At 42.0% G+C, this 19,042-nt stretch carries 16 protein-coding genes; 8 read left to right on the top strand and 8 right to left on the bottom strand.

Going from position 1 to position 19,042, the window contains the following annotated elements; translation table 11 throughout:
* The first annotated feature begins 21 nt into the window (after positions 1–21).
* From LGZ99_RS11025 to corA, 5 genes are all read left to right on the top strand, one after another.
* Positions 22–726, top strand: a complete 705-nt coding sequence (locus LGZ99_RS11025) for a DUF484 domain-containing protein (RefSeq protein ID WP_036839278.1) — start codon at positions 22–24, stop codon at positions 724–726.
* Positions 723–1,634, top strand: coding sequence for a tyrosine recombinase XerC (gene xerC / locus LGZ99_RS11020; protein WP_036839275.1), 912 nt, complete (start codon positions 723–725; stop codon positions 1,632–1,634). The genes LGZ99_RS11025 and xerC overlap by 4 nt, the downstream gene beginning before the upstream one ends.
* Complete coding sequence (yigB, locus tag LGZ99_RS11015) at positions 1,634–2,350, top strand: 5-amino-6-(5-phospho-D-ribitylamino)uracil phosphatase YigB (protein WP_036839273.1); 717 nt, start codon at positions 1,634–1,636, stop codon at positions 2,348–2,350. Before xerC ends, yigB begins: the two co-directional genes overlap by 1 nt.
* A gap of 66 nt (positions 2,351–2,416) precedes the next feature.
* A complete protein-coding gene (gene uvrD, locus LGZ99_RS11010) occupies positions 2,417–4,579 on the top strand; it encodes a DNA helicase II (RefSeq protein WP_449301368.1) in 2,163 nt (720 codons plus the stop codon).
* Between the two features lie 95 nt (positions 4,580–4,674).
* Positions 4,675–5,625, top strand: coding sequence for a magnesium/cobalt transporter CorA (corA, locus tag LGZ99_RS11005; protein WP_036839270.1), 951 nt, complete (start codon positions 4,675–4,677; stop codon positions 5,623–5,625).
* A gap of 428 nt (positions 5,626–6,053) precedes the next feature.
* Here the strand turns inward: corA and dinB are convergent, their stop codons facing one another.
* From dinB to LGZ99_RS10965, 8 genes are all read right to left on the bottom strand, one after another.
* A complete protein-coding gene (gene dinB / locus LGZ99_RS11000) occupies positions 6,054–7,109 on the bottom strand; it encodes a DNA polymerase IV (protein WP_036839267.1) in 1,056 nt (351 codons plus the stop codon).
* Positions 7,110–7,229: 120 nt separating this feature from the next.
* Positions 7,230–9,404: an ornithine decarboxylase gene (speC, locus tag LGZ99_RS10995; protein WP_036839263.1), complete on the bottom strand. Its 2,175-nt coding sequence runs from the start codon at positions 9,402–9,404 to the stop codon at positions 7,230–7,232.
* Complete coding sequence (locus LGZ99_RS10990) at positions 9,388–10,605, bottom strand: MFS transporter (RefSeq protein WP_051769480.1); 1,218 nt, start codon at positions 10,603–10,605, stop codon at positions 9,388–9,390. The genes speC and LGZ99_RS10990 overlap by 17 nt, the downstream gene beginning before the upstream one ends.
* Positions 10,606–10,613: 8 nt before the next feature.
* Positions 10,614–12,029 (bottom strand): coproporphyrinogen-III oxidase family protein, encoded by a 1,416-nt coding sequence (locus LGZ99_RS10985; protein ID WP_036839261.1) that lies wholly within the window; start codon positions 12,027–12,029, stop codon positions 10,614–10,616.
* Between the two features lie 7 nt (positions 12,030–12,036).
* Positions 12,037–12,414: an adenosylmethionine decarboxylase gene (speD, locus tag LGZ99_RS10980; protein WP_036839259.1), complete on the bottom strand. Its 378-nt coding sequence runs from the start codon at positions 12,412–12,414 to the stop codon at positions 12,037–12,039.
* 465 nt (positions 12,415–12,879) lie between these two features.
* Complete coding sequence (locus LGZ99_RS10975) at positions 12,880–13,332, bottom strand: GNAT family N-acetyltransferase (RefSeq protein WP_036839253.1); 453 nt, start codon at positions 13,330–13,332, stop codon at positions 12,880–12,882.
* A 17-nt stretch (positions 13,333–13,349) separates the two neighbouring features.
* The gene (gene rarD / locus LGZ99_RS10970) at positions 13,350–14,240 is read right to left on the bottom strand and encodes an EamA family transporter RarD (RefSeq protein WP_036839252.1); all 891 of its coding nucleotides are present in this window, start codon (positions 14,238–14,240) and stop codon (positions 13,350–13,352) included.
* Positions 14,241–14,358: 118 nt separating this feature from the next.
* Positions 14,359–14,829: a thioesterase family protein gene (locus tag LGZ99_RS10965; protein WP_036839251.1), complete on the bottom strand. Its 471-nt coding sequence runs from the start codon at positions 14,827–14,829 to the stop codon at positions 14,359–14,361.
* Positions 14,830–15,250: 421 nt separating this feature from the next.
* Here LGZ99_RS10965 and recQ point away from each other — a divergent pair, with 421 nt between their 5' ends.
* Genes recQ through yigL form a run of 3 tightly spaced genes read left to right on the top strand, consistent with a single transcriptional unit; the run spans position 15,251 to position 18,913 of the window.
* Positions 15,251–17,077 carry an ATP-dependent DNA helicase RecQ gene (gene recQ, locus LGZ99_RS10960; RefSeq protein ID WP_036839249.1) on the top strand — a complete coding sequence of 609 codons (1,827 nt, stop codon included), beginning with the start codon at positions 15,251–15,253 and terminating at the stop codon, positions 17,075–17,077.
* A 14-nt stretch (positions 17,078–17,091) separates the two neighbouring features.
* Positions 17,092–18,090 (top strand): lysophospholipase L2, encoded by a 999-nt coding sequence (gene pldB, locus LGZ99_RS10955; protein ID WP_023044003.1) that lies wholly within the window; start codon positions 17,092–17,094, stop codon positions 18,088–18,090.
* A 22-nt stretch (positions 18,091–18,112) separates the two neighbouring features.
* A complete protein-coding gene (gene yigL, locus LGZ99_RS10950) occupies positions 18,113–18,913 on the top strand; it encodes a sugar/pyridoxal phosphate phosphatase YigL (protein ID WP_021325482.1) in 801 nt (266 codons plus the stop codon).
* The last annotated feature ends 129 nt before the right edge of the window (positions 18,914–19,042 follow it).

Here is a 19,042-nt window from a genome sequence, read left to right as displayed (position 1 = left end):
TGAACTGCGGGGCATCGGAAGATGGAGAAAAAAAAAGAGCAGTTAAACATCGGTAGTACACTCGATGATCAAACTGTTGTGGATTATTTGTTGGAAAACCCCAATTTTTTTATCCGCAATGCATGTGTCGTTGAACAGATACGGGTTCCTCACCCGATAAGGGAGACGGTTTCTCTGGTTGAATGGTATATGCGTCGCCAGAGAACCCGTATTGCTTATCTGGAAGAAAATATAACCCTGCTAATGGAGCAGGCTAGAGTGAATGAGCAACTGTTCGAGCAGTTGCTTAAACTGCTTGTTGATTTAGCGGCGGCAGAGAGTTTGCAAGATATGCTTAGTCGGTTGAATTCATGGGCTAAGAATCTGGGGTTAAATAGCGCCAGTATTCGTCTTTTCAGTGATAAATGGCATATTGGCGCACCGCTTAATGCGCCTGATTTAGCGCTTTCCCGTAACTCTTTTGAACCAATCCGTATTCATCGTTTTGGTAATAGTAACCACTATCTTGGCATGTTGAACGGGCCGGAAATTTTATTGTTGTTACCACGGGTTCGTCATGTCGGTTCGGTTGCGGTATCTCTGCTGGGAACTCGGGGAGAACTGGGTATGGTGATATTTAACAGTCGAAATTATCAGCATTATCAAGACGGCATGGGAACTGACATGCTTGATCATCTGGCTAAATTACTGCCGGATATACTATCTCGTTGGATTAAACGGATATGATGCAGGGAATTGATCTGTTACTGGAGCCGGTTGAGGCATTTTTGCGGCATCTCAGGGTAGAGCGTCAGCTAAGTCCGGTGACTATCACTAATTACCGGCGCCAGCTTTCTGCATTGGCTGGGATGGCTTTAGAAATAGGTGTCAGGCAATGGAAAGATTTTGATCCTGCGAAAATCAGAATGTTGGTAACACGTAGTCGTCGTGCTGGCTTACAGTCGGCTAACCTGGCTTTGCGCTTATCTTCTCTGCGCAGTTTTTTTGATTGGCAGGTGACTCAGGGCGAGATTTCCGTTAATCCGGCAAAGACCGTCAGTACGCCGGGAACCAAGCGACATTTACCGAAAAATATTGATGTGGATGAAGTGAATCAACTGCTGAACATCAATTTCAATGATCCACTATCAGTGCGTGACCGGACGATGCTGGAAGTGATGTATGGTGCTGGGTTGCGTTTGTCAGAGCTGGTGGGGCTTGATTGTCCGCATCTGGATCTTGAGAGTGGAGAAGTATGGGTTTCAGGTAAAGGCAGTAAAGAGCGGAAGGTCCCTTTGGGACAGACTGCTGTTGAATGGCTTAATCGCTGGCTGGAGATGCGGGAACTGTTTGAACCGGAGGATAACGCGGTTTTTATTTCAAACAGCGGACGGCGGATATCAACCCGTAATGTACAGAAGCGGTTTGCGCAGTGGGGAATTCGTCAAGGGATGAGCAGCCATATTCATCCTCATAAATTACGTCACTCTTTTGCCACACACATTCTGGAGTCCAGTGGTGATTTACGCGCAGTTCAGGAACTGCTTGGTCACGCCAGCTTATCCAGCACACAAATTTATACCCATCTGGATTTCCAGCATTTGACAAAAGTGTATGATGTGGCCCATCCCAGAGCCAAACGGGGGAAATCATAATGCGTTTTTACCGGCCTCTTGCGCCAGTCTCAGCAATGACATTTGATCTGGATGATACCCTTTATGACAATCGTCCAGTGCTAGATAAGACGGAACAAGAGGTGCTGAATTTTATACGGCAATATGATCCTAAGTTCAGTCACCTTGAGCGGCAGGATCTGTATGCTTTCCGTGAAGTGATATTTGAGCAAGATCCTGAAATCTGCCATGACATGACCTTATGGCGTTGGCAGTCTGCAAAGCTGATGTTTTGCCATTACGGTTTTAGCCGTGAAGATGCCTGCCGGGGCGCGGATGATATCATGGCCCATTTCTCCCACTGGCGCAGCCGGATTGATGTGCCGGAATCAACACATAGAACCCTTGCTGCACTTGCTGAACAGATGCCATTGGTTGCCATTACTAACGGTAATGCAGAACCTGCGGCCTGTGGTCTTGCGCCTTATTTTAAATTTGTGCTGAAAGCAGGCCCTGATGGGCGCGCAAAACCTCATAGCGATATGTACCGTCTGGCAGCAGAACGCCTGGGTTTACCACTTGGGAAAATTTTGCATATTGGTGATGACCTGAATACTGATGTGGAAGGGGCGCTTCGTAGTGGTATGCAGGCTTGCTGGATTAATACAGAAAATAAAAAACTATTGCAGACGATTGAGAGCCGCCTGCTGCCGCACATTGAGATTTACGATTTGGCTTCTTTGACAGCATTGATATAATCAAGAAATTATTCTGTATAAAAACACAGCGTGCTTTGGTCGCTGTTTAATCAACTGATGGTAACTATGGACATCTCCTATCTGCTCGAAAGTCTGAATGACAAACAACGTGAAGCCGTAGCTGCTCCGCGGACCAACATGTTGGTACTGGCCGGAGCGGGGAGTGGTAAAACCCGGGTTCTGGTACACCGAATTGCCTGGTTGTTGTCCGTGGAGAATGCTTCGCCATTTTCCATTATGGCTGTGACCTTTACCAATAAGGCGGCTGCGGAAATGCGCCACCGGATTGAAAACTTGATCGGTACCAGCCAGGGAGGAATGTGGATTGGTACATTCCACGGATTGGCTCATCGTTTGTTACGGGCGCATCACTTGGATGCCAATTTGCCGCAGGATTTTCAGATTCTTGACAGCGAAGATCAGCATCGTCTGCTCAAACGCATTATCAAGGCGATGAATCTGGATGATAAACAATGGCCGGCTCGTCAGGGTATGTGGTACATCAACGGTAAAAAAGATGAAGGGTTACGGCCACAGCATATTGAAAGTTATGGCAATCCTGTTGAGGCGACGTGGCAGAAAATTTATCAGGCTTACCAGGAAGCGTGTGATCGCGCTGGATTGGTAGATTTTGCCGAGCTTTTGCTGCGAGCTCATGAACTGTGGCTGAATAAACCGCAGATCCTGCAACACTACCGTGGCCGCTTTACAAATATTCTGGTAGACGAGTTTCAGGACACCAACAGTATTCAATATGCCTGGATCCACTTGTTGGCGGGGGAAACGGGTAAAGTGATGATTGTCGGGGATGATGATCAATCTATTTATGGCTGGCGTGGGGCGCAGGTTGAGAATATTCAGCGTTTCCTGAAAGACTTCTCCGGCGCAGAAACTATCCGTTTGGAGCAGAATTACCGTTCCACCAGCAATATTCTGAAAGTTGCCAATACACTGATTGCCAATAACAGTGATCGTCTGGGCAAGAATTTGTGGACTGACGGTGTAGAAGGTGAACCGATTTCCCTGTATTGTGCATTTAATGAGCTTGATGAAGCCCGTTATGTGGTCAGCCGAATTAAAAGCTGGCTTGAAAATGGCGGTGCACTGAAAAGTTGCGCCATACTTTACCGCAGTAATGCCCAGTCCCGAGTACTGGAAGAAGCGTTGTTACAGGCATCAATGCCGTATCGTATTTATGGTGGTCAGCGGTTCTTTGAACGCCAGGAAATTAAAGATGCATTAGCTTACCTGCGCCTGATTGCTAACCGCAATGATGATGCGGCGTTTGAACGGGTGGTGAATACGCCTACCCGTGGCATTGGTGACAGAACGTTGGATATAGTGCGCCAGGCTGCCCGTGAACGGCAGGAAACGTTGTGGGAGTGCTGTCAAATATTGCTTCAGGAGAAAGTACTGGCTGGGCGGGCAGCGTCTTCCTTGCAGCGTTTTATTGAACTGATAGAGGCATTATCGACGGAAACTGAAGAGATGCCGTTACATGTGCAGACTGACAGAGTTATTCGCGATTCTGGCCTGCGTGCGATGTACCAGCAGGAAAAAGGTGAAAAAGCACAGGCGCGTATTGAGAACCTTGAAGAACTTGTCACGGCGACCCGCCAGTTCAGTTATCAGGATGAGGACGAAGATCTAATGCCATTACAGGCATTTCTTTCCCATGCTGCGCTGGAATCTGGAGAAGGTCAGGCCGATGCCTATCAGGATTCTGTGCAACTGATGACATTGCATTCAGCCAAAGGGTTGGAATTCCCACAGGTATTTATTGTTGGAATGGAAGAAGGCATGTTCCCAAGCCAGATGTCGATTGAAGAGGGCGGGCGTCTGGAAGAGGAACGTCGACTGGCTTACGTGGGCCTGACGCGTGCAATGGAAAAGCTGACAATCACTTATGCAGAAAGTCGCCGTTTATATGGTAAAGAAGTTTATCATCGTCCATCTCGCTTTATTAGGGAACTGCCGCCAGAATGTATTGAAGAAGTTCGGTTACGTGCGACAGTCTCTCGTCCAGTCAACCATAGTCGGTTAGGTACGCCAATCAGTGCCAATGATAGCGGTTATGCCCTTGGACAACGTGTTCGTCATCCTAAATTTGGTGAAGGAACCATTGTCAATATGGAGGGGAGTGGTGAACATAGCCGGTTGCAAATCGCGTTTCATGGGGAAGGGATTAAGTGGCTGGTTGCTGCTTATGCCAGACTTGAAACGGTCTGAAAATAATATCCAGGTTGAATGTTGACAGGCTTTTTCCTCTAAGCGTAACATTCGCGCCTTACGATCACGTAGGGAGTAAAGGAGACTTATGATACATGCTGAGCGCATTTAAGTTAGAGAATAATCGCCTGCTCCGTCTTGAGTTTGAAGAGGGAGAAAAGTTATCTGATTCCTTGTGGGTAGATTTGGTCGAACCGGAAGAGCAAGATCGGCTTCAAGTTCAAAATGAATTAGGCCAAATTCTGGCAACCCGGCCGGAACTGGATGACATTGAGGCGTCAGCGCGTTTTTTTGAAGATGAAGACGGGATACATGTCCACTCGTTCTTCTACTTTGAAGATGCGGAAGACCATGCTGGCAACGCAACCGTTGCATTTACTATTCGTGATGGTCGTCTCTATACATTGCGAGAGCGTGAACTCCCTGCATTCCGATTGTACCGTATGCGTGCCCGTAATCAGACATTGGTTGATGGTAATGCCTATGAAGTACTGATGGATCTGTTTGAAACCAAAATCGAACAGTTGGCTGATGTTATCGAAAATATTTACAGCGTTCTGGAATCCCTGAGCCGGGTCATTATGGAAGGGAAGCAGGGGGATGAGTTTGATATAGCCCTGTCCAGCCTTGCTGAACAGGAAGATATCGGCTGGAAAGTACGTTTGTGTCTTATGGATACTCAGCGTGCGCTCAACTTTCTGGTGCGGCGTGCCCGTCTGCCGGGTGATCAGCTTGAGCAGGCCCGTGAAATTCTGCGGGATATCGAATCCCTGTTGCCACACAACGAATCCTTGTTTCAGAAAGTTAACTTCCTGATGCAGGCAGCAATGGGCTTTATCAATATCGAACAGAGCCGGATCATCAAAATCTTCTCGGTGGTATCTGTGGTATTCCTGCCCCCAACGCTGGTGGCTTCGAGTTATGGTATGAACTTTGAGTTTATGCCGGAGCTGCATTGGCCATTCGGTTATCCGGGCGCGATCGGGCTGATGATCGCGGCGGGTCTTGCGCCGTATCTTTACTTTAAGCGGAAGAATTGGCTTTAGTGCATTACCGCCGCAATGGTTATATTGCGGCGGTAATAGCCGGTTATACGAATATACTAATTTGTCTGGATAATTTTTTGTAACCGTAAGCTATTGTTCACTAAATGCTGATACCAAAGGGGAATAAATTGTTGGCAAAAATCATCGGCAGAGCAGTAAAACTCTTCTAAATTAATTGAGGTGCTGAACGATTTTGCTTTCTTTGTCAAGAACTATGATTGTGTCTTGGGGACTTTAGTTCTTTTTTTAAACGAAGTTCAGGTTAGTTGGATATACCCAATAGATTTCAAGTTGCAGCGCGGCGACCAGTGAACGAATCCCTAGGAGCATAGATAACGATGTGACTGGGGTAAGTGAAAGCAGCCAACAAAGCAGCAACTTGAAAGATGAAGGGTATAACTGGATTTATATTTATAATCTGTGGGAAGTTACCACTCAAATACCAGTTGACGCTCGACTTGTGGATCTTGTAACGCTACATGTAATCCTACCAATCGAACTCCTCTTCCCTCGCGTCGCGACTCCCAGGTATTCTGAGCTATAGCCAATAAGTCCGCTAGATCTAACACAAGATAGATATGTTCGTGAGTTGTTAAATGGAAATCATCGAATTTAAATTTTACTCCCTGACGGGAAATTCTTAGATCAGGATTGCATTTTTCAAGTCTTCTCGTGAGTTCAGGATACAGATGTTCAATTATAGTTTTACACTCTTCCCATTCATGAATATCTTTTGGTAAAGTCATTTCCACACCGACTGATTTCCTTGGGGGTTCTGTGCAAACAGCACTATCATCAAGGCCGTGACAGCGTTGCCAGATCATTAATCCAAATTTTCCGAATTCTTTAATAAAAGCTGCAAAGTTGTATTGTCTTACATCAGCGCAGGATTTTAATCCCATTTCCAATAGGCGCTTTTCTGTCTTGGGGCCTATTCCAGGGATTTTTCTCAGTGGTAGTGATAAAACAAACTGATCAACTTGCTCAGGTGTGATTACAAATTGCCCATTAGGTTTATTTAAATCAGAGGCAATTTTTGAGAGAAACTTAACAGGAGCGACTCCTGCTGAAGCTGTCAGCTGTAACTCATTGAATATGGATTGGCGTATTTCTTGAGCGATCAGAGTTGCAGAACCATGGCAGTAATGGCAGTCTGTGACATCAAGATAGGCTTCATCTAAAGAAAGGGGTTCGACAAGATTGGTGTAGTGGGAAAATATCTGATTGATATATAGAGAAACTTCTTCATAGACTTCCATGCGTGCTGGAATGACTTTTAGTTGAGGGCACAGTTTGAGTGCCCTAGCTGTTGACATCGCACTATGAATACCAAATTGACGTGCAGGATAATTAGCAGTACAGATCACACCACGGTTTTCTATACTTCCCCCTATGGCAATTGGTATGCTACGCAGTGAAGGGTTATCCCGCATCTCTATAGCAGCAAAAAAACAATCCATATCGACATGAATGAATTTACGCATATGCACCTATTCAAATGGATATACAATCATTTCAATAAATAGTGATCCTAATGGTTTAGTTGTTTAATTTAAGCATAAAAAAATTATATTTTTTTCCAAAAAGAGCTTATATAATTAAAACTAGTTCCTTAATACATATCCATAGATGCGTTTTCTTCCATTACTATCATTATTTATATAAACACCTTGCATCTCAGGGGCAAAACTAGGCAATATATTTATGAGTTCCTCCAATGCTAAAAAATAGTCCAGAACAGCACCATCCCAAATCTCTCCAGGCGCAATACATAAAATACCTGGTGGGTATGGAAGTGCTCCTTCGGCAGCAATTTTCCCCTTTGATTTCGCTATAGGAATCAGATCTACATTACCACGAATTAACTGAATATTCGCATCTTGAGGGTTTAATACGACGTGAGGAAAATGACGCTCGCGAAACATGTTTCGCTGCAATTCTTTAATATCATAACTAGAGTAAAGATTGTGCATCTCTTGGCAAAGTTGGCGTATCGTATAATTACGATATCGTTTATAGTTATTATAATATATTGTGGGTAGAACTTCAGATAGCATGGAATCTTGTTCGATGTGTTTTTCAAATTGAATTATCTGTGTAACTAAATGTTGAACTTTTGCGTTACTTATCGCAGGGGTAAGTAAGAAAATAATTGAGTTAAGGTCACATTTTTCCGGTATGATGCCGTTTTCTCGCAAGTAACTTGCTAGAAAAATAGCAGGTATACCAAAGTCACTATATTTCCCATTTGCAGGATCTACACCTGGCGTTGTTAATAGTAATTTGCAAGGATCAATGCAGTATTGGGATTTCTCATAACCTTCAAAGGTATGCCATTTTTCATCGGGATCGAAGCTGAAAAAACGTAAATCGGTGGCAATTGTCTCAGTATCGTAAGACTGCCATGGTCTATTTTCAATAAAAGGCTGTACAAAGGGCTTTATTAGTTTACAGGAAGAAAACAGTATTTTACGTGCTTCAATTCCGATGCGAATGCAATCACTCCATAACTTCTGACCACTTCCCTTTGAATGTATTTTAGCGTTGACGTCCAATGCAGAAAATAGAGGGTAAAACGGACTAGTGGAAGCATGAAGCATAAAAGCATGATTGAATCGTTTATGGTTACAGTATCGGCTTTGTTCCTTAAGATGATTGTCTTTTTTGTGAATCTGTGAGGTTTGAGAGAAACCGGCTTGCTGTTTGTGTACTGACTGTGTAACTATAATTCCAGGAGAATTTTCATTTAATTCTAATAAAAGGGGGGAACAATCTTTCATTATTGGAATGAACTGTTCGTAACCTACCCATGCTGAATCAAATAAAATATAATCGCACAGGTGCCCTATTTTGTTTACCACATTGTGCGCATTGTAGATGGTTCCATCATAAGTACCTAACTGTATAATTGCCAGGCGGAAGGGACGTGGCGCGTTAGCTTTCTCTGGTGATACTTTACCTAGCAATTGCCGCAAATAATCTTCTTCAAAACAATGGGCGGGAATTCCTCCGATGAGGCCAAATGAGTTACGGGTAGTCTCTAAATAAACTGGTATAGCACCAGCCTGTATTAAGGCACCATGATAGCAAGATTTATGATTGTTTCGGTCAAATAATACAATGTCTCCAGGTGTAAGTAATGCGTTAGCTACAACTTTATTAGAGGCTGATGTGCCATTTAACACAAAGTAGGTTCTATCAGCATTAAATACTTTTGCTGCGTGTTTCTGTGCTTCACCAGGAGCTCCTTCATGGCTTAAAATATCTCCAAGCATAGGGTCGGCATGAGGAACATCTGCTAAGAAAATATTTTCTCCAAAAAAGTCAACAAACTTTTGACCTGAAGGATGTTTACAAAAAAAGTCTATTCCTTGATGGCCGGGACAAGCAAAGGTGATGTTTCTTTTTGAAAGATACTGAGTTAAGGTCTTGAAGAAAGGGGGTAACAAACCGCTTTCATACCCTTGGGCCGCAGCTTCCAATTGGTTGCTGTAAGAGTATGTATCCTTACCATCAAGACTAAATACTCCGGTTAAAGCTGAAAGCATAGCAGTATTTATTTTTTCATCTCTATTTATCACTGCAAATATAGGAATATTCAATCCATTTTCTATCAATTGAGTCATCATCTTTACAGAGACATCCTCATGGGATAGTACGATAGCTGCTATTTCATTAAGATTACATATTGTGTGGATATCGACAATTTCTCTGTTAGTTTCAAAGCAATTTCTGGCTTTCATACTGGAAGCAATTTTAAAATCATTTATCTTGTTCATGATTAATTCTCCTCAACTTATAAATGACTATTTTGGCAGACATGGCAATAAAAAGTGCCATTATAGAGAAGGATATTCCTCCACTCACTAACGAGAATATACCTGAAGCTACTCCAGAAACAGATTCACATGTATTAGCAATAGTAGAGTATAATCCGTAGTTTTTACCAATTTCATTCTCTGCCGATAGAGATTGGATATTAGTGATTATAGATATATCAACAATGGCACCTGAAAAACCGAGGAAAAATGCGAATATAATTGTACCAACAAGACTGAATTTTATTATTAATGAAATCACAAGAAAAAGAAGACCATATATCATCCAAGATTTCATTAATTGTACTGGTGTTGAGTTTGCAATTAGTCGTGTATAACAAATCCCACCCAAGACAGTTCCAAGAGCCACTATTGAAAAAACATAGCCTACGAGTTCTTCTTTTTTGTAGATATTGATAATGGATGCAGGTAATATATATCGCAATAGGGCAGCTGTAAATAGGACACATATAGAAGTTCCAATTATTACCATGAATAAATTTTGATTATTCCTGCGCATGCTGATAATACTGTTTTTAGTATCATAAAAAATTGTCATTAAAGAGAATTTTTCTCTGATTTTAGGCTCGTTTCTTCTTAAGAAGAATAAAAGAAACACTGATAGTAAATAGCTTACACAATCCATCAGTAAAACATATGCTTTGCTACTTAAAGCGATAATGAGAGAGCAGGCTAATGGGCCAATAATAGAGGCTAAATCCTCTATTATTTGGAATAAACTATTCCCTTTTGGTAAATATTTTTTTTCGAGCATTTCAGGAAGGTATGCTCGAAAACTGGGTTGGAATAAACTTCTCCCGACTGTCATAAGCATAGAGCAGAAAATAAGAATATATATGTTAAGCTCATCACTTATGTAAGTAATAAATAGAATGAATGTGATAGTGAAGCGTAGCGTATCACTAAATATCATATTGTTTTTTTTGGGGAATACATCGGCTAGCCATCCTCCTACAGGCCCAAAGAATAGATATGGAATAAATCTAAAGAAATATACTACTCCTATGTGAATAAAATTGGAAGATAGAAGCTCTATAGTGATAATTGCAAATACAACGTCATGAGCAAAATCGCCTGTTTTGGATATCAGGCTGGATAGAGATAGGGGTAATATTTTCTTATTAAAAATAACTTGTTGCATATTATACTCTATACATTAGATCTAGATATATATACGACTTCCTTTTTAGATAAAAATCTGCCAGGAGTTTTAAGTTCTTCATGTACTATTTTTTTAAGTAGTGTTTGTTCAAATTCTGGCATCAGATAGAACATAATATTACTATACCAGTACCACCCTAATTTCGTTAGTTGAAGTGAAGACTCATCATCTACTACTAAACCAGAGTCAATAAGTTCACTGAGCCTTTTTCTGAGTTTTTCAGGCATCAGGTCCATTTTGATCTGTGTTTTATCTGCGTAGCCATGATAGGGTAACCTTAAAATAATAGGTTTCATTTCGTCCAGTAATGTATCATGTTGACTAATTTTGCATAAATAGTCATTCCTGCCCATTGACTCGATATATTTTTCTCTCCCAGTAGTATTTGTTATAACATACCCTCTCAAAGATGATATGGCATTAATACCGAATCCAAGGAAATCGTGATCTCCATATCCATAGACGTGCTCATGATAAATAAAGCTATAATCACTAGTAACTACTTGTTCGCTGATATTCTTGGTTTTTATATACCCATGGCCGTTATGTGGCATGAATCCCTTATTCCTCATATGTAGATCAATTAGCACTTTCATTGAAAGTTTTCTTGTCGCAGAAGTGATGTTATCTGTATAATCGCGGACGGCTTTATGTAGCTTAGAGGATGTGACAACGTTGTTTATTGGGTAAATATCAATGTTGCTTAAACCCAGCGCTATGGCTTTATCTATGTCAGAAATAATAGCTTCCTCGTCCTCACCATTCATGCCGTATATAATATCACATAGAACATAGTCAAAATTTGAAACTAGCAAATGTGAAGATTTCTCAATGGTATCTATAGATGCACCGAGATTAAATAATTTTCTCCACGTAGGATCCATTGTTTGTAACCCAAACCGTGTATGTGTGACGCCTATTTCTTTTAATGCATCAATTCCTTCCTTGGTTACGCTATTTATGCTCATTTCGAAAGAAAATTCTTGGAGTGATGATAAATCAAAATTCTCTTTGATAGCTTCTCCAATGTCAATGATATTCTCAGGAGACAGTAGAGATGGTGTGCCGCCACCGAAAAATATTGCTCGTATCGGGACTGCCTTATAATCAATAAATCTGCTTTTATAATGTATTTCATTGATGAGGGATTTTACGTATCTATCTATAGTATCATGGTTTTTATACAACCCTTTAGTAAAAGGGCAAAAGGTACAGATTGATTCACAGAAAGGGATATGGAAATAAAGGGCTCTTGATTTTATACCAGAATTTGCACTACCTAATATTTGTGAAATGGAGTTTTTATCTCCCTCGAAAGAATTAAGGGTTTGATTTGGAAAGAAGAAGTTGTAAATAGGGAATTGATAGTCAAATTTAATAATTCCGTTATTAATTAATTTCATGCTTAAATCATCCTCTTATTAGTTGATAGGCACCTAGATTACTTCCCCTTTCCAGACCTCGAACAGTAAATTTTTTACTGTTTTTGAAGAAGCTTTCTATATCACGGTGTATGCATATTGCTTTCTTCCCACAAGTGTAGACATCGATACTTATATAATGTGTCTCTGGATATGTGTGAAATGATAAGTGCGATTCAGAAAGGAGAAATATCCCCGTGACCCCTTCCCCATCGCTGGTAAATTTGTGACAAAGATGACCTATTACTTTAAATCCTGATTTTTTTAATGCTTCATAGAAAAAAGTATTCAAGGCATCTTCGTCAGATAATAGCTCATTATCATATAAAACAATATCCCAGACATTATGAAATCCGTAATCGTCCAATCTAAGTACTCTCTGTTGATAATGGGGAATATAAGGGAAGCCGAGGCTTCCCTTATATTTATTTTTACCACATGCAAAGACCTTTCAGATCACATTCATCGATATTTACTTCAAAAATTTCCATTGCAGATTCCATAAGGTTTCTCCTCAGATGTAATTTAGTGACTATATTGTTTCATTAACAGCTCTTAATAATTAAGAGCTAATCACATGCTATGAAATATAATTTGTAGTGTCAAAATATAAACATGAAAATTAGTATGCATTATTTCGTTTTTTGACCTTGTTCACAGTATAATAGATGAGTTGCTCATGGCAATGATATGCTCTCTTTTCATTTTTTTATTGTCTTTAAGGCTCAGTTTTATGAACCTAAAAATATTTTCAATCAGTTGTTACATATATTACTAAATAGATCTCGTAATTTTGAAGATAATTTATTGGATATTTTTTACCTTAATTATTTCATTGTATGCCCTTAATCATAAGAATTATTGTTCCAAATTGAGTACGTTCTTCCCCAAGGTGTTCAAAGCCAAGAGCAATATAAAACCCTTCGGCTTGAGGATTAGCCAGCACCCGCAATGATGCACCTCCTTCTGTATGAACGTTATTCAGTGCTGTTTCCACTAACTGTCTGCCAACACCTTGATGCCAGACAGTGGGTTCAACAAATAATCCATCAAGTTCTGCATCTCCATCAGATTGTGGCAATACAACACTGAACCCCAAAATGACGCCGGCTTGTTCTGCAATATAAACATACCCCGCTTCAATATGTTCTATAGGGAGTTCTATCATGTGGGGGTTGGCTAATAATAATTCCCGATCTTCTTCCCACATGAGAGACGCACGTAACTGGAGTGCTTCAAGAGCGGCTTGTTCTGCGATTTTAGCCAGTCTGATGGTTATTTCCATGTCGTAAATTGATTCTGCTATGTTTTCAACCTGCGCTGTGTATAAAGCGCATCCAGTGTAAACAGCACTAATGCTGCCCAGATAAAACCAAAAGTAATCAGGCGATCTGTACCTATTTGCTCGCTATAGACCAGTATTGCCAGTAAGAACATCAACGTTGGGCCGACATACTGGAAGAAACCCAGCGTAGACAGACGCAAATGGGCAGCGGCTTCCGTGTATAGCAGTAATGGAACCGTGGTGATAATGCCTGCGGCAATCAGCAGTAAATTCAGTGTCGTTGGGTTAGCGCTTAAATCGCTGGTTGGGGTGTTGGCAAAGCCAAACAGGTAAATAGATGCAACGGGTAGTAACCATAGTGTTTCAATCGTTATACCTGTTTGAGCATCAACATTCATCTTCTTACGAAGCAGGGCATACAGAGCGAAAGTGACAGCCAGACTTAGTCCAATAACAGGCACAGAGCCAAATTGCCATAACTGGATTAACACGCCGGTGAAGGCCAGAGCAACGGCAACCCATTGCATCCGGCGAAAACGTTCACTCAGAAACAGCATACCAAACAAAACGTTAACCAGTGGGCTAATGAAGTAACCCAGGCTGGCTTCTAGCATATGACCGTGGTTCACTGCCCAGATATAAATCAGCCAGTTACAGGCAATAATGGTCGCCGTCACTGCCAGTAACAATACTTTTTTAGGTTGACGAAAAACGTTGGATACCTGTGACCAGTGACGCGTCACTGTTAGCAGCAGCAACATAAAGAAAAATGACCAGATAATACGATGCGTCAGGATTTCGTCGGCAGGTACTTGCTGAATGTACTTAAAATAAACTGGGGCGATTCCCCAAATAAAGCAGGCCCCGAAGGCGTACAGAACGCCTTTGGTAGTTTGTGGTTTATTCATGTTGTCCCAATGTTAATGAAAGGTGTGGAAAGTGTAATGGATTTCTGCCCGTTAACATGGAAATAATATGTCACCGGGCTGAATATTACGCAAGGGATTAATATCTCAAATGATATGACTAACCGACCAGATAAGTCGCCGTTGCGCTGGCGATATGTGCTCTGTGCTCGTTATGTAGTTCAGCTCTGGCGACAGAAACTTTATTCCCATTACGGATAATACTGCTGGTGGCGGTAAACACTTCACCACGACCGGGGCGTAGATAATCCACCCGCAAATCAATTGTTCCCATTGTTGATAATCGCTTTTCTAATTCTTCTCGTGGAATGGGGGTTATACGGGCTAAGGCATTACCGACACAGACCAACCCGGCACAGACATCCAGCACTGATGCAATCACACCGCCATGTAAAATCTTCTGTGCGGTATTCCCTACCAGCTTACTCTGATTATGGAACTGTATTTCTGCGTAATCCTGTTCAAACCGAAGCAGCTCAAGCCCTAATATCTGGTTAAAAGGCATATGGTAAATGAAAAAATTACCAATTAGCTGGCGGGCTTGCTCCAGGGTCATTTGCGTTGTAGACATTTAATTTATCCCCAAATAAAGGTACGTGTTATTAATACCACTTTATACCCTTCATCTTTCAAGTTGCTGCTTTGTTGGCTGCGTTCACTTACCCCAGTCACATAGTTATCTATGCTCCTGGGGATGCGTTCACTTGCCGCCGCGCTGCAACTTGAAATCTATTGGGTATATATAGTTAATAAATTGTTAATATTATGCTTTTATTGCCAACCTTGCCAGTTTGCGAGGCGTCTCGAGAAACAATCTGAGCAAAATTAAAGTTCGTGTGTAAAATAACCTGTGTTGCCTTTTTAACGCTTTATAAATGACAACTGTGTTTGTTATGTAGCGGGTTTGTTGTTGAAGTAATTATTGCGAGAGTAAGATAACATAATGCTCAGATGCTTAAGCGTCTGTGATTTTTTAATGGTTGAGGAAAAGCGTGTCTACCGCAGAAGTCATCAATACGATATCACTGGCAGAGCAAGTATTGCGGGAAACCTTTGGTTATCTGCAATTCCGGCCTGGTCAGCAACAAGTCATCAATACCATTCTTGAGGGGCGTGATTGTCTGGTCATTATGCCGACGGGTGGTGGCAAATCATTGTGTTACCAAATCCCGGCGCTGGTGCAGGGAGGATTAACCTTGGTTGTTTCTCCCTTGATCTCTTTAATGAAAGATCAGGTAGATCAACTGAGGGCGAATGGTGTCGCGGCTGATTGCCTGAATTCAACTCAGGCCCGTGAAGAGCAGCTTGATGTGATCCGGCGTTGCCGTCAGGGCGTGATCAAATTGCTGTATATTGCTCCTGAACGCTTAATGATGGATAACTTCCTTGAACAGCTTTTGGAATGGCAACCTGCAATGCTGGCTGTGGATGAAGCCCATTGTATTTCGCAATGGGGCCATGATTTCCGGCCTGAATACCGGGCGTTGGGACAGCTCAGGCAACACTTTCCAACATTACCTGTCATTGCGTTGACGGCGACCGCTGATGAAACTACCCGCAATGATATTGCCCGGCTACTGAATCTCGATAATCCGCTTATTCATATCAGCAGTTTTGATCGCCCCAATATCCGTTATACCTTGATAGAAAAATACAAGCCATTAGATCAATTATGGTTATTTATCCGTGGTCAGAAAGGTAAAAGCGGCATCATTTACTGCAACAGCCGCAATAAAGTTGAAGAGATATCTGAACGTTTGCAAAAACGTGGCTTGAGTGTTGCACCATACCATGCAGGGTTAGATAATAGCCAACGCGCCCGGGTACAGGATGCATTTCAACGTGATGATTTGCAGGTTGTGGTGGCGACCGTGGCATTTGGCATGGGTATTAATAAACCCAATGTTCGGTTCGTGGTTCACTTTAATATTCCACGTAATATCGAATCCTATTATCAGGAAACAGGGCGTGCCGGGCGTGATGGTTTACCTGCGGAAGCGGTGTTGTTCTATGATCCGGCTGATATGGTATGGCTTCGCCGTTGTCTGGAAGAGAAAGCTGCTGACACACAGCAAGATATTGAACGACATAAGCTTAATGCGATGGGAGCCTTTGCCGAAGCGCAAACTTGCCGCCGTCTGGTGTTATTGAACTATTTTGGTGAAAGCCAGCAAACCGCTTGCGGCAACTGTGACATCTGCCTTGATCCACCGAAAAATTACGATGGCTTGGTGGATGCACAAAAAGCGCTCTCTTGTGTTTACCGGGTTGGGCAGCGTTTTGGTATCGGTTATATTGTTGAAGTGCTCAGAGGCGCGAATAATCAGCGTATCCGCGATATAAGGCATGATTGTTTGCCGGTTTACGGCATCGGTAAAGATCAAAGCCAGGAGCACTGGGTTAGCGTGTTGAGGCAGCTTATTCACTTAGGTTTTATCAGTCAAAACATTGCCAATTATTCAGCATTACAATTAACAGAAGCTGCGCGGCCAGTATTACGTGGTGAAGTTCCGCTAAAACTGGCTGTTCCACGGATACAGAACCTGAAAGGGCGCAGCCAGCAAAGTAAATCATATAGTGGCGATTATGATCGCAAATTGTTTGCCAAGTTGCGTAAATTACGGAAATCTATTGCTGACGAAGATAATATCCCGCCTTTTGTTGTATTTAACGATGTCACGCTGATTGAAATGTCAGAGCAATGCCCGGTTACGGCTGAAGAAATGTTATTAATCAACGGGGTAGGACAACGAAAACTAGAACGTTTTGGTAGCGTTTTTATGGCTTTGATCTGTAAACATCTGGAGGAGTGTGAATAGTTTGGAGATGATTTATGAAGCCCGAAATATTGAAAGAGAGCTGGCTTAATCGTGAGAGACAGTTTTCTGCTTTTGCTAACGGGCCTCTGTTAGATTTCTGGCAAGCCAGGGAAGAGCATGAGTTTATCGGTGTCGATAATGTGCTGATACGCTATGTCCGCTTTTGTGCAACAACCCAGAATCATAGAGCAGTCGTTATCTTGCCGGGCCGTAGTGAAAGTTATGTCAAATACCCGGAGGTGGCATTTGATTTTTATCACCTTGGTTACGACGTTTTTATCATTGACCATCGTGGACAGGGGCGATCCGGCAGGATGCTTGAAGATCCACAGAAAGGGCATGTAGAAAGATTTGATGACTATATTGATGACGTTGAAACGTTCATAGAAAGAGAAATTCTCCCTCGTCATTATTCTCACTGCTATGCATTGGCTCATTCAATGGGTGCGGCAATATTAGGGGGATTCTTATTACGTCATAGTCAGATTTTTGATGCCGCGGCCCTTTGTGCTCCTATGTTTGGTATTAACTTACCAATGCCGCACTGGTTGGCTGCTTTGCTGGTGAACTGGGCAGAAAAGCGACCGGATAGACGAAATAACTACGCAATACTGACTGGAAAATGGCGTCCGTTGCCTTATTTGATAAATCTTCTGACACACAGTTATGGACGTTATAGCCGCTATCTCCGTTATTACGCGGATTATCCGGAATTACGCATAGGCGGCCCGACATATCAATGGATGCGGGAAAGTATGCGGATTGGCGATATATTGATAGAAAAAGCAGGAAAAATTGAGACGCCACTGATGGTCTTAAAAGCCAGTGAAGATAAAGTAGTTAATAATCAGCAATTACAGGCTTTTTGTGAATCACATCGGCAAGAGAGGACTTTCATTGAAGAGCAGTCGCCTTTGATTATTCAGGGGGCGCATCATGAGATCCTATTTGAAAAAGATAAATTACGTAGCCAGGCACTCAACGCTATATGTGACTTTTTTGACCAGAATTGATTCAATTATAGGAACTACAACTATGTATCACATTGTTGCTTCAGATTTAGACGGTACTTTGCTGTCTCCTGATCACAAATTAACGTCTTACACCAAGGAAACTCTTAATCTACTTACAAACAAAGGCATTCATTTTATTTTTGCTACCGGCCGTCATCATGTGGATGTTTCCCAAATCCGTGATGGGCTTGGTATTGATGCCTATATGATCACCTCCAATGGAGCCAGGGTACATAATACCGCGGGTGAACTGGTTTTCAGTCATAATGTTGATCCTGATATTGTGCATGACTTGTGTCTGATGGAGTTTGATAACCCTGATATTCTGACCAATTATTACCGTCATGATGATTGGTATATGAATCGTGAAAGCCCTGAGCAGGAAGAATTTTTCCAGGAGTCAATATTTCATTACCGGCTTTTTGAGCGTGATACTTTTAAGACTGATGGTGTGTGTAAAGTCTACTTTACCTGTGGAGATCATGATCTATTGCTCATATTGGAAGAGGCAATCAACGCACGTTGGGGCGACAGGGTGAATGTCAGTTTCTCGTTACGTAATTGTCTGGAGGTCATGGCTGGTGGCGTTTCCAAAGGTCATGCCCTTGAACAGGTAGCTAAATCTATGGGCTATAAACTCAGTGATTGCATAGCTTTTGGTGATGGAATGAACGATCTGGAAATGCTGACGATGGCGGGTAAGGGCTGTATTATGCGGGATGCTCACCAACGCCTGAGAGATATCTTGCCGGATATGGATGTGATTGGTTCAAATGCAGATGATGCTGTTTCTCGCTATTTATGCAAAATGTATCAGGTTTGATTGCTCAGTTATAATTGAGCGCTATTGGCGCTCAGATGACTGACGAAGTGCTGGTTATTTATCCGGCACTTTGTATTAATTAAGTTCCGTTCACCAAACGGAGCTTACCGCCATGTTAAGAATGCCCCT

The sequence above is a fragment of the Photorhabdus temperata genome (assembly GCF_025384845.1).
GTDB lineage: Bacteria > Pseudomonadota > Gammaproteobacteria > Enterobacterales > Enterobacteriaceae > Photorhabdus > Photorhabdus temperata.
This window is presented reverse-complemented; position numbering and strand designations above follow the sequence as displayed.